Raw genomic sequence first — 13,353 nt, 5'->3', positions numbered from 1 at the left:
TGAGCTGCGCTTCCGCCGCGCGGTCAGTCTTCCTGCTCGTCGTCCGGGTGGGTGGCCGCCTGCTGGGCCGTGGTGGCGGCCTTCTTCTGCTCCAGGAGCAGGGCCAGCGCCCGGTTCACGTACTCCTCGGTGCCCTCCTTGGTGATGCCGAGGCCGGCGAGGACGCCGGTGCCGTTCTCCTGCTCCAGCAGGGCCAGCAGGATGTGCTCGGTGCCGATGTAGTTGTGGCCGAGCCGGAGCGCCTCGCGGAAGGTGAGTTCCAGGGCCTTCTTGGCCTCGGGGCCGTACGGGACCAGGTCGGGGGTGGCTTCGGTGGCCGGGGGGAGCGCGGCGGTCGCGGCCTGGCGTACGGCGTCGGCCGCTACGCCCTGCGCCTCCATGGCCTTCACCGCGAGGCCCTCCGGTTCGGCCAGCAGGCCGAGGACCAGGTGCTCGGGGCGGCCCTCGGCGTTGCGGGCGGTCACCGCGGCGTTGTGCGCCGCCATGACGACGTTGCGGGCGCGGGGGGTGTAGCGGCTGAAGCCCTGGCTCGGGTCGAGGTCGGCCGACTCCTTGGAGACGAACCGCTTCTGCGCCGCCTGCCGGGTCACCCCCATGCTCTTGCCGATGTCGGTCCAGGACGCGCCCGAGCGGCGGGCCTGGTCCACGAAGTGCCCGATCAGATGGTCCGCCACGTCGCCCAGGTGGTCCGCGGCGATCACCGCGTCCTGGAGCTGGTCGAGGGGCTCGGCGTGGGCGGTCTTGATGGCCTCGATGAGGTCGTCGAGGCGTACGGATGCCGTGACTTTCGGGTTGGTCGCCATGTGACAACCGTAGGTTGACAGTGCAGAGGTGTCAACCGATGGTTGACAGTCGTGGGCGAAGGGAGTCCGTCAGGTTTTCCACAGGCTGTGGACGGCTTCGGCGGGCCGTCGGCCCGCCGTGGCACGATCGACCACGTGACCAGCACTGCCAGCACCGTCGAACGCGCCTTCGCGGCCGCTCTCTACGACGACACCGACTCGGGACTCGACACCGGCGCGTCCCTGCTCGCCGCCGACACCGGTGCCGACGCCGAACTCGCCCGGCGCGGCGAGGAGTTCGTGGCAGCCGCCTGGCAGCGCGGGTGGCAGCCCGCCGACGTGGTGCGGTTGGTGCGCCGGGAGCTGGAGGACACCCACCTCGGCCTCGCCGCCGCGCTGATCCGTGCCCAGGCCGCCAAGGACCGGCCACGCGGCCCCCGTTGGACCGCCCAGCTCGACGCCCTCGCCGACCAGCCCGGCCCCCGCCCCGCCGACCGCTTCTCGCACGCCACCACCGTCCTGGAGCTGTACCGGCTGCTGCTGCGCCTGCCCACGCTGGAGCCGCTGGAGGAACCCCGTCGGCCCGCCGGACCCGGCACGTCCCGGACGCTCGGCCGTATCCGTGCCCTGCTCGCCAAGGCCGAGGGGACCGGGTATCCGGAGGAGGCCGAGGCGCTCACCGCCAAGGCGCAGGAGCTGATGGCCCGGCACAGCGTCGACGAGGCGCTGCTCGCCGCCTCCGCCCCGGCACCGGACGCGCCCGGTGCCTGCCGGATAGGTGTCGAGCCGCCGTACGAGCAGGCCAAGGCCGTACTGCTGGACGCGGTCGCCCGGGCCAACCACTGCCGCGCGGTGTGGAACGAGCCGTACGCCTTCTCCACGGTCGTCGGCTTCGAGGCCGACCTGGAGGCGGTCGAGCTGCTGTACACCTCGCTGCTCGTGCAGGCCACGCACGCGATGGCCAGGGCCGAGGCCGCCCAGCGGGCCGGGGGCCGCAAGCGGACCAAGACCTTCCGGCAGTCCTTCCTCGCCGCCTACGCCCACCGCGTCGGCGACCGGCTCACGACCGCCGCCGAGAGCCAGGTCACCCAGGACCTGCTGCCGGTACTGGTCACCCGCGAGACCGCCGTGACCGATCGTCTGGAGACCATGTTCCCGCGCACCACCACCACCCGCCTGCGCGGCATCAACGACGAGGCCGGCTGGACGGAGGGAGCAAAAGCGGCGGACGAGGCCCAGGTGAGGTCCCGCCGACGGCTGCCGTGAGGACGGCACCGCCGAACCGAGACCGGTCACGCCAGAGCCGCTGACCACTGTCCGGGCGACGGCCCGTCGCCCCCGAGCGGAGCGCGGGCGCGCCGGAGCCGACCGAGGTGGCTCCGCCCGGCCGCGCCGGACCAGCCGCAGGCCCTCGGTCCCCGTGCCGCCGCACCGAGGCCGGTCGTGCCCGAGCCGCTGACCGTTTCCCCGGACGGCGGCCCCCCGAGCGGAGCGCGGGCGCGCCGGAGCCGACCGAGGTGGCGCGCCCGCCGTGCCCGCAGCGGCCGCAAACTCTCGGACTCCGCCCGGCGAGCCTCCCGCCCCCGGGCGGAGCCCTAGTCGCCGACCTGCTGGAACGCGCTCACCGACGCGTTCACCGAGTCCCCGCCCTTGGCCGCGACCGGGCCGAACTTCCAGGGGAAGCTCTTCGCGTCGCCGCCGCCCGGCAGGGTGACCTCGATGGTGCTCGCCTTCAGCGCCGCGGCGTCGCCGTCCGCGCCGCGCGTGTAGGAGACGGTGAAGGTCGCCGACGCGCCCTTGGCCAGCTTCAGGGTCTGGGCCTGCGCGCCCTCGCTGGCCGGCAGCTTCACCGACCGGTCGCCCTGGCGCAGGGTGACGCCGGGGAAGTGGTCCAGGGTGCAGGGCGCGCTCTGGTTGGTGATGCTGACCGGCACCTCGCCGGTGTCCCCCGCGGCGGGCGCGACGCTCGCCGAGCCGACCTCCAGGGCCACCGCGCCGGTCGCGCAGCCCGATCCGGCCTTGCTCTTGGCACCGTCCGCGCCGCCACTGCCGCCGTCGTCGCAGGCGGTCAGGGCGAGGGCGGCGGCGAGAGCGGTGAGGGTGAGCGGAATGACGCGGCGCATGTACTGGTCCCATCGAGGTCGTGACGTCTCCCCGCATCATGGCGCCTCGGCGCGGCGACCGAGCACCCACCCCCGCCGATTCACCAGGACGAGGAGTGCCTACGACGGCTGGAGACTCGTCGGCAGCCCGGTGGGCAGCTTGCCGCCCTCCGCCCTGGTGTACGACTCCGACCCGGCACTGCCCTTCCAGGTGACCTTCAGCGCCTTGCCGCTGACGGAGTCGACCGTGCCCTCGGCCCGGCTGTCGTCGCCGCCCTGGCAGGTCAGCCGGATCACGCCCTGACCCGCCTGCTCGCCCGCCGTACCGCTGCACACCGTGCCGCCGGTGACGAAGAGCCCGGCCTGCTTGCCGGTGATGACCAGGGCGACGATCTTGCCGCCGCCGGTGGTGATCCAACTGCCCTGGAGCCGGTCGGAGGCGCCCGCGCCGCCGGAGCCGTCCGAGCCGGAGGGGGCCGGGGCCGCACTGCTCGTGCTGGGGGAGTCGTCCGGTGAGCCGTCCCCGCCGCACGCCGTCACGGTCAGCGCGAGCGCGCCCACCAGCCCCGCCGCCGCAGCGGCCCGTACCTTCGCCGTCGTCACGTCAAGCTCCCAACCAGTAGCCGGTCGCCCCGCCGGCCGTGCGCGAGGCCCCCCTGAGCCGGAGGTCCGCAGCAAGTTACCAGCCGTTACCCGGGGGAATCCGGGACACCGCGCAACAGGAAGGGCCTGGCGCGCGTCTCCTCCCGAGGCGGGACGTTCCGATCCGGACGACCTGGCGCGGAAGCGCGGGCGCGGCGCCCGTTCGCGCATGCCCGGAGCCGCTTTCGGGCAGACGCGTCAACACCACCTGCCCCAGAAGCTCGGGTAAAGCGGACGTCAAAGCTGTAACCGCGGGAACACCCGCCGTGCACGTGCATCTGCTCATTCATCTGCACATGAACAAGGTTATGATCCGGGTCGATCGACCATGGCCACATCAGACAGTGCACAGCGGGGAGCGACCTGTGGACCGCTACGTTGACGGCGTGTACGGGGGGTACGACGTGTACAACGGCATGGCTGCCACGCAGTTGGACGGCGTGGCCTGGCAGAAGAGCCGCCACAGCAACTCCCAGGGCTCCTGCGTGGAGTTCGCGCGGCTGCCCGGCGGCGAGGTCGCGGTGCGCAACTCGCGCTTCCCGGACGGGCCCGCGCTGGTCTACACCCGCGCGGAGATCGAGGCGATGCTGCTCGGCATCAAGGACGGCGAGTTCGACCACCTCATCGCCGGCTGACCCCGCCACCGGCGGGCCCGGGCGGCAGCCGGTCCGGCAACGATGTCAACGCCTCCGACCAGCAGGGGAGCCGGGCGCCCTCAGTCGTCCTTGCCGAGCCGGAACAGCGCCCACACCAGCTTGCCGCCGGCCTCACCCGCGGCCGGGTGCCAGCCCCAGCCGTCCGCGAAGGACTCCACCAGCAGCAGCCCGCGCCCGGACTCGGCGGAGAAGTCGTCCTCGGTCTCACGCGGCACCGGGCTCTCGTCGCTCGGGTCGCGCACCGCGCACACCAGCCGCCCGGTCCAGCGCAGCAGATGCAACCGGACGGGCGCGGACTGCCCGGCGCCGGGCGGGAGTTCGGCGGGCAGGGCGTGGCGCAGCGCGTTGGTGACGAGTTCGGAGACGACCAGGGCGATGTCGTCGAAGCGGTCGCCGACGTCCCAGGGCCCGAGGGTGGAGCGGGTGAAGTTCCGCGCCTCGCGGACGGCCTCGTAGCGGGCGGGCAGCGCGCAGGAGGCGGCATCGGACACGGCCGAGGGGTCCAGCGGAGGAAGGCCCTGCCGTAACGGCTTGAGCATGGTCGATCCATTCGTCCCCATGCGAGGCACTCCCGGAATTCGCGGTCGTTGCGAGGCAGCGGTGGCGCGGCACCCATGGTTTCGGATGCGCACAGCAGATGCAAGGGCAGATGCACGTGCACGCGGCCGAAATCGCCCTGCGCGTACCGCTTCTTGGCCATTTTTTCCGCCATCGGGGCGCACATCGGCGCCAGTGGTCGTGACCTATGGCGGGCAGAAACGGTTCACCTCTTTCCGTTTCCGTAACCGTACGAGTACTGCTTGAAGTGTTTTAGTGGCAGACTCAGGCACTTGCGGATGGTTGGGGAGGCGACGTACGTGAGCGCGGGAGAGCCCGGATCGGTGGTGCGGCGGATGCTGCTCGGCTCGCAACTCAGGCGGCTGCGTGAAGCGCGGGGGATCACACGCGAGGCGGCGGGTTACTCGATCCGCGCCTCCGAATCGAAGATCAGCCGGATGGAACTGGGCCGGGTGAGCTTCAAGACCAGGGACGTCGAAGACCTGTTGACGCTCTACGGCATCGACGACGAGGCGGAGCGCGAATCGCTGCTCTCCCTCGCCCGGGAGGCCAACGTGGCGGGCTGGTGGCACAGTTACTCCGACGTGCTGCCGAGCTGGTTCCCCACCTATGTGGGCCTGGAGGGCGCCGCGCACCTCATCCGGGTCTACGAGGTGCAGTTCGTGCACGGCCTGCTCCAGACCGAGGACTACGCCCGCGCGGTCGTCCGGCGCGGCATGCGCGGCGCGAGCGCGGCGGACGTGGAGCGCCGGGTGGCGCTGCGCCTGGAGCGGCAGAAGCATCTGCTCGGCGACCACGCGCCCGAGTTCCACATCGTGCTCGACGAGGCCGCCCTGCACCGCCCCTACGGCGACCGCGAGGTCATGCGCGGCCAGCTCCGGCACCTGATCGAGGTCTCCGAGCGGCCCAACGTACGCCTCCAGGTCATGCCCTTCGCCTTCGGCGGACACTCCGGGGAGAGCGGTGCCTTCACCCTGCTCAGCTTCCCCGAGTCGGACCTCTCCGACGTGGTCTACCTGGAGCAGCTCACCAGCGCGCTCTACCTGGACAAGCGCGAGGACGTCGCCCAGTACGAGCACGCCCTCAAGGAGCTCCAGCAGGACAGCCCCGGCCCGGAGGAGAGCCGCGAACTCATCGCGAGACTCGCTGAACAAGCGTGACGCACAAGGGAGTTGAGGAGCCGAGCGCTCCTCGCTCTCCGTAGCGCACCAGTACGATGGCCCGTGATCAGCACCTGGCGTGACTCAGCCGTACGCTCACGATTGAGGGATCACATGGCGGCCTTTTTCAGCGACCTGGCCCAGCAGTACATCGACGGCGAATGGCGGCCGGGCACCGGCTCCTGGGACGTCATCGACTTCAACCCCTACGACGACGAGAAGCTGGCGTCGATCACCGTGGCCTCGGTCGACGAGGTCGACCAGGCGTACCGGGCCGCCGAGCGCGTCCAGAAGGAATGGGCGCGCACCAGCCCCTACGCGCGTCGCGCGGTCTTCGAGCGGGCCCTCGCCCTGCTCCAGGAGCGCGAGGAGGAGATCGCCGAGCTGATCGTCGCGGAGCTGGGCGGCACCCGGGTGAAGGCGGGCTTCGAGCTGCACCTCGCCAAGGAGTTCCTGCGCGAGTCGGTCCACCTGGCGCTGCGCCCCGAGGGCCGCATCCTGCCCTCCCCGCTGGAGGGCAAGGAGAACCGCCTCTACCGGGTCCCGGTCGGCGTGGTGGGCGTGATCAGCCCCTTCAACTTCCCCTTCCTGCTGTCGCTGAAGTCGGTCGCCCCGGCGCTCGCGCTCGGCAACGGCGTGGTCCTCAAGCCGCACCAGAACACCCCGATCGCGGGCGGCACCGTCATCGCCAAGCTCTTCGAGGACGCGGGCCTGCCCGGCGGACTGCTCAACGTGGTCGTCACCGACATCGCGGAGATCGGCGACGCCTTCATCGAGCACCCGGTGCCCAGGGTCATCTCCTTCACCGGCTCCGACGGCACCGGCCGCCATGTCGCCACCGTGTGCGCGGCCAACTTCAAGCGGGCGGTGCTCGAACTCGGCGGCAACAGCGCCCTGGTGGTGCTGGACGACGCCGACCTCGACTACGCGGTGGACGCGGCCGTCTTCAGCCGGTTCGTGCACCAGGGGCAGGTCTGCATGGCCGCCAACCGGGTGCTGGTGGACCGTTCGGTGGCGGACGAGTTCACCGAGAAGTTCGTCGCCAAGGTGCGCTCGCTGCCGGTCGGCGACCCGCGCGACCCGGCCACCGTCATCGGCCCGGTCATCAACTCCACGCAGGCGAACGCCCTTTCCTCGGTGGTCGAGCAGGCGCTCGCGGAGGGGGCCACGGCGCTGGTGCACGGCTCGGTTGAGGGGAACCTGGTCGAGCCCAGCGTGCTCACCGACGTGCCCGAGGGGTCGGAGCTGCTGCGGCAGGAGGTCTTCGGGCCGGTCGTCTTCCTCGTCCCGTTCGACGGCGAGGAGGAGGCCGTCCGCATCGTCAACGACACCCCCTATGGGCTCAGCGGCGCCGTCCACACGGGTGACATCGAGCGCGGGGTGGCCTTCGCGCAGCGGATCGACACCGGGATGTTCCATGTGAACGACGGCACCGTGCACGACGAGCCGATCGTGCCCTTCGGCGGGGAGAAGCACTCCGGCGTCGGCCGGCTGAACGGCGAGACGACCCTGGAGGCGTTCACGACCACCAAGTGGATCTCGGTGCAGCACGGGCGCAGCGGCTTCCCGTTCTGAGCGGTCGCGAGAAACTTCCGCCGCCACGGGCCATTGAGGACAGGATCTGACCTCGATGGCCCGTAGCTTCGTCGGTGTCGGGGCGGACGGCCCCGGCGGGAGCCGGAGAAGAGGCGGACGGTCATGGTCACTCATGTGGGAGCCGAGGCGCCGGGCGACGAGCGCGGGGCACTGCTGGCGTTCCTGGAGGAGCAGCGTGGCGGCATCCGCCGGGCGCTGCTTGGCGTGACGGAGGAGCAGGCGCGCACCCGGCCCAGCGCGAGCGAACTGTCGCTGGGCGGGCTGCTGAAGCACGTCGCCGAGGTCGAGCAGGCGTGGCAGGCCCGCGCCCGGCAGGAGCCGCCGGCGGTGCACCGGGACGAGTCGAACTGGCACGAGTGCTTCCGGCTCACCGACGACGAGACGGTCGCCGGGCAGCTCGCGTACTGGGCGGAGCTGGCCGCGGAGACGGAGAAGCTGATCCGCTCGGCGCCCAGCCTCGACGACACCTTCCCGCTGCCCTCGGCCCCCTGGTTCCCGCCGGACGGCGCGGTCTCGCTGCGCTGGCTCTGTCTCCACCTGATCCGCGAGATGGCCCGGCACGCCGGCCACGCCGACATCATCCGCGAGTCCCTGGACGGAAAGACGGCGTTCGAACTGGTCGCGCTGGAGGAGCGGCAGACCGCCTCCTAGGGGCTCGTACGCGTCCCCGGGGCTCAGTGGTGGAACCCGGTGGCCGCCTCCTTCTCACCGGTCGGCCCCTGCTGGCGGCGCAGGCCGGGCAGGGCGCGGGTGAGGTCGGCGAGGAAGAGGTCGGCCAGGTCGTGGGAGAACCCGTTGCGGCACACCACCCGCAGCACGGAGAGGTCCTCCCGGTCGGGCGGGAAGGTGTACGCGGGCACCAGCCAGCCGTACTCGCGCAGCTTCCGGGAGACGTCGAACACGTCGTACGCGGTGACGTGCTCGGCGGTGGTGAAGGCGAACACCGGTAGCTGGTCGCCACGCGTCAGCAGGCGGAAGTCGCCGAGCTTCTCGATCTTGCCGGCGAGGTAGGTCGCCACGCTCCGGGTGGAGCGCTGCACCGCGCGGTAGCCCTCGCGGCCCAGGCGCAGGAACGTGTAGTACTGGGCCGCGACCTGGGCGCCGGGGCGGGAGAAGTTCAGCGCGAAGGTGGGCATGTCGCCGCCGAGGTAGTTCACCCGGAACACCAGCTCCTCGGGGAGCGCGTCCGCGTCCCGCCACAGTGCCCAGCCGACGCCGGGATAGACGAGCCCGTACTTGTGCCCCGAGGTGTTGATCGAGGCCACGCGCGGGAGGCGGAAGTCCCAGACGAGGTCCTCGTCCAGGAAGGGGGCGACCATCGCGCCCGAGGCGCCGTCCACGTGGACGGGGATGTCGAGGCCGGTGCGCTCCTTCAGGGCGTCCAGTTCGGCGCAGAGGGCGGCGATGGGCTCGTAGGAGCCGTCGAAGGTGGAGCCGAGGACGCCGACGACCCCGATGGTGTTCTCGTCGCACAGCTCGGCCGCCGCGCGCGGGTCGAGGTGGAAGCGGTCGCCCTCCATGGGGACGAGCCGGGGCTCCACCTCCCAGAATTCGCAGAACTTGTCCCAGCAGACCTGGACGTTGACGCCCATCACCAGGTTCGGGCGGGCCCCCGGATACCGGTCGGCGTTCCGCTTGGACCAGCGGCGCTTGAGCGCCATGCCGGCCAGCATGCACGCCTCGCTGGAGCCGGTGGTGGAGCAGCCGACCACGGCCGAGGGGTCGGGGGCGTTCCAGAGGTCGGCGAGGATCGCCACGCAGCGCCGCTCCAGCTCGGCGGTGCGCGGGTACTCGTCCTTGTCGATCATGTTCTTGTCCAGGCACTCCGCCATCAGCACCCCGGCCTGCGGCTCCATCCAGGTGGTGACGAAGGTGGCCAGGTTCAGCCGGGCGTTGCCGTCCAGCATGAGTTCGTCGTGCACGACCTGGTAGGCCGTGGCCGGGGCCAGCGGCTTCTCCGCCATCCGGTGGGTGGGCGGGGCCTCGGTCATCCCGCTCACGGGGTCGGCGTCCCCGAAGAACGGGTTGACGGATATGTGATGTTCCCCGTGCTTCCTGGAACCTCGGTGCAGCGCCATGGACCATGCCTCCATCAGAGGGAACTCAGGGAAACCTCAGCGGATCGGGGTCCCGTCCGCGTGCAACTGCATCTGGGGGCGCCCGGTCACCAGCAGCCAGGCGGGCAGCGAGGCGATGCACAGCAGGGCGAGCACCGAGGGGGAGGCGACCAGCGCGGCGGCCGTGAAGAGGCTGACCCAGCCCTGCCGGGTGATCGCCAGCAGCATGCCCAGGACGCCCGTGGCCACCGCGACGGCGGGCTGCACGGCCGGGACCAGCGCGTGCGCGCACAGGCCCAGCGCGGCCCCGATGAACACGGCGGGGAAGATCCGGCCGCCCCGGAACCCGCAGGAGGCCGCCACCACCAGCGCGGCCAGCTTCACCACCGCCATCACCGCGAACTGGCCCGCTGACCAGCCGCCGGGGTCCCGCGCCAGCTCCCCGACCTCGGTGAGCCCCTTGAACAGCGTCAGATGCCCGCCCGCGGCCGCCAGCGCGCCCAGCACCAGCCCGCCCGCGGGGAGCATCAGCATCGGGTGCCGCAGCCGGCGGAAGGCGGCGTGCACCGAGGGGAAGACGTAGACCGCGCACATGCCGAGCAGCGCGGACGCCGAGGCGATCACCATGGCGGCCACCACGTCGTTCCACCGGGGGTGGCCGAAGGGCGGCAGGCCCAGGTCGAAGGTGGGGCGGGCGACCAGGGTGGTGGTGATGGCGCCGCATGCGGCGGCGGTCAGCGGGGCGAAGAGGTTGTCCCAGAGCCGTCCGCGCAGCGGGCGCCCGGCCATCGCCTCGGAGATCACCAGCGCCGCCGCGACCGGCGTGCCGAACAGCGCCCCGATGGTGCCGGCCTCCGCCAGCACCGGCCAGAGCGAGTCCGGCGCCCGGGGCACCAGCTTCTGCCCGAGCCACATGGCGAGACCGACGTTGACCGCGATGATCGGGTTCTCCGGGCCGAGGCTCGGCCCGCCCGCCAGCATCAGCCCCACCGCGAGCACCAGCCCCGGCAGCACCCTCGGCGGCAGCACCGGCGCGTCCAGGCCGAGGGTGGCCGGGTCGGGCCCGGCGTGCCCGGGGACCTTCCACACCACCAGGCCGACCGCGACACCGGTGGCGAAGAGCATCACGAACATCCACAGCACCGAGTACCGGCCCACCCCCAGCGCGTCCGGGAGCGGTCCCCACAGCACGTGCTGGAGTTTCTCGGCCGCCGTGCTCACCCCGACGAAGACGAGGCTGGCCACGATCCCCACCGTCACGGAGGGCAGGATCAGCGGCAGCAGCGCACGCGCCGGGGCGGTGGGAGCGGTCGGAGGCGGCTGCCGCGCGGTGTCCTGGGCCACGGGCTCACCATAAGTGGACACAACCGACACAACATCCCGGACGGAATTCCCCTTGCACCTCACCCGGCGTGAGGAAGCAGCGTGTTACCGGGCGGCGCACCGGGCGCCGCCGACGACAAGGAGCGAGGAACGTTGAGCTTCTCCGTGGGACAGGTCGCGGGGTTCGCCGGGATCACGGTGCGCACCCTGCACCACTACGACGAGATCGGGCTGCTCGTGCCCAGCGAGCGCACGTACGCCGGGCACCGGCGCTACGCCGACGCCGACCTCGACCGGCTCCAGCAGATCCTGTTCTACCGCGAGCTCGGCTTCCCGCTCTACGAGGTCGCCGCCCTCCTCGACGATCCCGGCGCGGACCCCCGCGCCCACCTGCGCCGGCAGCACGAGCTGCTGACCGCCCGGATCGAGAGGCTGAGCCGGATGGCGGCGGCCGTGGAACACGCCATGGAGGCACGCACGATGGGCATCGACCTCACCCCCGAGGAACGCTTCGAGGTCTTCGGGGACCACGACCCCGACCAGTACGCCGAGGAGACCGAGCGCCGCTGGGGCAACACCGAGGCGTACGCCGAGTCCCGCCGCCGCACCGCCCGCTACACCAAGGCCGACTGGCAGCGGATGCGCGCCGAGTCCGACGACTGGAACGCCCGTTACGCCACCCTGGTGGCCGACGGCGTCCCGCCGGCCGACCCGGCGGCGATGGACCTCGCCGAGGAGCACCGCCGCCACATCGGCCGGTGGTTCTACGAATGTGCCTACCCGATGCACCGCTGTCTGGGTGAGATGTACGTCGCCGACGACCGCTTCACCGCGTACTACGACGCGCTCGGCCCCGGTGTCGCCGCCCACCTGAACGCGGCCATCGCCGCCAACGCCGACCGGCACGACGCGTAGGCACACCGGTCCTGGCTCACTCGCGGGCCAGGACCACCGCCGTGCCGTAGGCGCAGACCTCGGTGCCCAGGTCGGCCGCCTCGGTGACGTCGAAGCGGAAGGCGACCACGGCGTTGGCGCCACGCGCGCGTGCCTGTTCCACCAGGCGCTCCATGGCCTGGTTGCGGGTCTGCACCAGGGTCTTGGTGAGCCCCTTCAGCTCGCCGCCGACCATCGACTTCAGCCCGGCGCCGATCTGGCTGCCGAGGTGCCGCGACCGCACGGTGAGGCCGAAGACCTCGCCGAGCACCCGCTCCACCCGGCGTCCGGGCACGTCGTTCGCCGTCACCACCAGTACGTCCGGCTCGGGCCCCTGGCCGCCGCCGTAGTCGTCGAGTCCCATGACCCACAGCTTTGCCCCGCCCGCCGCACAGTGCATTCTGGGACGGCCGGTGGAACCTGGGCCGGCCGCGACGCGTTGATAGCTTTGGGCGGCCACACATGGACATCGCAGCCGCCGTAGCCGCCCTCTTCCCCCCTCAGGAGCCCGGACCCGTGATGACACTCGCCCTCGGCCCGAGCTGGCTCGATCCCGACCATCTGCTGAACACCTACAGCATCTGGGGTCTGCTGCTCATCGTCTTCGCCGAGTCCGGCCTGCTCATCGGCTTCTTCCTGCCGGGCGACTCGCTGCTGTTCACCGCCGGTCTGCTGATCACCTCCGGCGAGCTCGACTTCCCGCTGTGGGGCGCCATCGCGCTGATCTGCCTCGCCGCGATCCTGGGCGACCAGGCGGGCTACATGTTCGGCAAGAAGGTCGGCCCGTCCCTGTTCAACCGGCCCGACTCGCGCCTGTTCAAGCAGGAGAACGTCACCAAGGCGCACGAGTTCTTCGAGAAGTACGGCCCCAAGTCCCTGGTCCTGGCCCGCTTCGTGCCCATCGTGCGCACCTTCACGCCGATCATCGCGGGCGTCAGCGGCATGCGGTACCGCTCGTTCCTGACCTTCAACGTCATCGGCGGTGTGCTGTGGGGCGCCGGGGTGACGCTCCTCGGCTCCTGGCTCGGCAACATCGGCATCGTCAAGAACAACATCGAGGCGATGCTCATCCTCATCGTCCTCATCTCGGTGATCCCGATCGCCATCGAGTTCCTGCGGGCCCGCGGCAAGAACAAGCGCGCCGAGCGGCAGGCTCCCGAGCAGCCGCAGTACGAGCAGCCGCAGGCCCCGGTCATGGACGACTCCACGACCCAGCTCCGCCGCATCGAGCCCGACCAGCCCTACGAGGACCCCTACGGGCGCCGGTACGAGCAGCAGGCGGCCCCGCAGCAGCAGCCCCACTCCCCGCAGCACTGGCAGCAGGGCTACGGCAACCAGCCCCAGGGCGGCCAGGGATACCCCGGTCAGGGCCAGGGCCAGGGCGGCTACGGGCAGCAGCAGGACCCGTACTACGGACAGCAGCCCCAGCAGCAGCCGCAGTACGACGGCTACGGACGCCCCCAGCAGCCGCAGCAGCCGAACCAGCCCCAGCAGCCCTACCCCTACGGGTACGACCAGGGCGGCCACCGCCCCCAGTAGGGGCG

14 protein-coding genes are annotated in these 13,353 nt (G+C 71.8%); 7 read left to right on the top strand and 7 right to left on the bottom strand.

What is annotated here, in order from left to right; all coding sequences use genetic code 11:
* Positions 1-23: 23 nt before the first annotated feature.
* Positions 24-803 (bottom strand): Clp protease N-terminal domain-containing protein, encoded by a 780-nt coding sequence (locus OG448_RS13615; RefSeq protein WP_405553852.1) that lies wholly within the window; start codon positions 801-803, stop codon positions 24-26.
* A 135-nt stretch (positions 804-938) separates the two neighbouring features.
* On the opposite strand from OG448_RS13615, the gene OG448_RS13610 reads away from it, so the two are divergent.
* The gene (locus OG448_RS13610; protein WP_405553850.1) at positions 939-2,048 is read left to right on the top strand and encodes a DUF2786 domain-containing protein; all 1,110 of its coding nucleotides are present in this window, start codon (positions 939-941) and stop codon (positions 2,046-2,048) included.
* 329 nt (positions 2,049-2,377) lie between these two features.
* On the opposite strand, the gene OG448_RS13605 is transcribed toward OG448_RS13610, so the two are convergent.
* On the bottom strand, positions 2,378-2,905 hold the full coding sequence (locus OG448_RS13605; RefSeq protein ID WP_405553849.1) for a DUF4232 domain-containing protein: 528 nt from the start codon (positions 2,903-2,905) through the stop codon (positions 2,378-2,380).
* A 99-nt stretch (positions 2,906-3,004) separates the two neighbouring features.
* Positions 3,005-3,487: a hypothetical protein gene (locus tag OG448_RS13600; RefSeq protein WP_405553847.1), complete on the bottom strand. Its 483-nt coding sequence runs from the start codon at positions 3,485-3,487 to the stop codon at positions 3,005-3,007.
* Between the two features lie 455 nt (positions 3,488-3,942).
* Here OG448_RS13600 and OG448_RS13595 point away from each other — a divergent pair, with 455 nt between their 5' ends.
* Positions 3,943-4,161 carry a DUF397 domain-containing protein gene (locus OG448_RS13595; RefSeq protein WP_202440822.1) on the top strand — a complete coding sequence of 73 codons (219 nt, stop codon included), beginning with the start codon at positions 3,943-3,945 and terminating at the stop codon, positions 4,159-4,161.
* Positions 4,162-4,241: 80 nt separating this feature from the next.
* On the opposite strand, the gene OG448_RS13590 is transcribed toward OG448_RS13595, so the two are convergent.
* Positions 4,242-4,742, bottom strand: a complete 501-nt coding sequence (locus OG448_RS13590; RefSeq protein WP_405553846.1) for an ATP-binding protein — start codon at positions 4,740-4,742, stop codon at positions 4,242-4,244.
* A gap of 333 nt (positions 4,743-5,075) precedes the next feature.
* On the opposite strand from OG448_RS13590, the gene OG448_RS13585 reads away from it, so the two are divergent.
* The 3 genes from OG448_RS13585 (at position 5,076) to OG448_RS13575 (ending at position 8,147) form a co-directional block, all read left to right on the top strand.
* Positions 5,076-5,900, top strand: a complete 825-nt coding sequence (locus OG448_RS13585; protein WP_391297776.1) for a Scr1 family TA system antitoxin-like transcriptional regulator — start codon at positions 5,076-5,078, stop codon at positions 5,898-5,900.
* A 114-nt stretch (positions 5,901-6,014) separates the two neighbouring features.
* The gene (locus OG448_RS13580) at positions 6,015-7,475 is read left to right on the top strand and encodes an aldehyde dehydrogenase family protein (RefSeq protein WP_405553844.1); all 1,461 of its coding nucleotides are present in this window, start codon (positions 6,015-6,017) and stop codon (positions 7,473-7,475) included.
* 123 nt (positions 7,476-7,598) lie between these two features.
* The gene (locus tag OG448_RS13575) at positions 7,599-8,147 is read left to right on the top strand and encodes a DinB family protein (protein ID WP_405553842.1); all 549 of its coding nucleotides are present in this window, start codon (positions 7,599-7,601) and stop codon (positions 8,145-8,147) included.
* 23 nt (positions 8,148-8,170) lie between these two features.
* Here OG448_RS13575 and OG448_RS13570 read toward each other — a convergent pair whose 3' ends face one another.
* Entirely contained in the window at positions 8,171-9,574 is a 1,404-nt protein-coding gene (locus OG448_RS13570) for a glutamate decarboxylase (RefSeq protein ID WP_405553840.1), read from the bottom strand.
* Between the two features lie 36 nt (positions 9,575-9,610).
* Positions 9,611-10,897 carry an ion channel protein gene (locus tag OG448_RS13565; protein WP_405553838.1) on the bottom strand — a complete coding sequence of 429 codons (1,287 nt, stop codon included), beginning with the start codon at positions 10,895-10,897 and terminating at the stop codon, positions 9,611-9,613.
* 132 nt (positions 10,898-11,029) lie between these two features.
* Here OG448_RS13565 and OG448_RS13560 point away from each other — a divergent pair, with 132 nt between their 5' ends.
* The gene (locus tag OG448_RS13560; protein ID WP_405553836.1) at positions 11,030-11,791 is read left to right on the top strand and encodes a MerR family transcriptional regulator; all 762 of its coding nucleotides are present in this window, start codon (positions 11,030-11,032) and stop codon (positions 11,789-11,791) included.
* Between the two features lie 16 nt (positions 11,792-11,807).
* On the opposite strand, the gene OG448_RS13555 is transcribed toward OG448_RS13560, so the two are convergent.
* Positions 11,808-12,173, bottom strand: coding sequence for a heavy metal-binding domain-containing protein (locus OG448_RS13555; RefSeq protein WP_391297648.1), 366 nt, complete (start codon positions 12,171-12,173; stop codon positions 11,808-11,810).
* Positions 12,174-12,325: 152 nt separating this feature from the next.
* Between OG448_RS13555 and OG448_RS13550 the strand changes: the two genes are divergently transcribed.
* Positions 12,326-13,348, top strand: a complete 1,023-nt coding sequence (locus OG448_RS13550) for a DedA family protein (RefSeq protein ID WP_405553834.1) — start codon at positions 12,326-12,328, stop codon at positions 13,346-13,348.
* Positions 13,349-13,353 lie beyond the last annotated feature (5 nt).

This window comes from Streptomyces sp. NBC_01171 (genome assembly GCF_045039805.1).
Lineage (GTDB): Bacteria > Actinomycetota > Actinomycetes > Streptomycetales > Streptomycetaceae > Streptomyces.
This window is presented reverse-complemented; position numbering and strand designations above follow the sequence as displayed.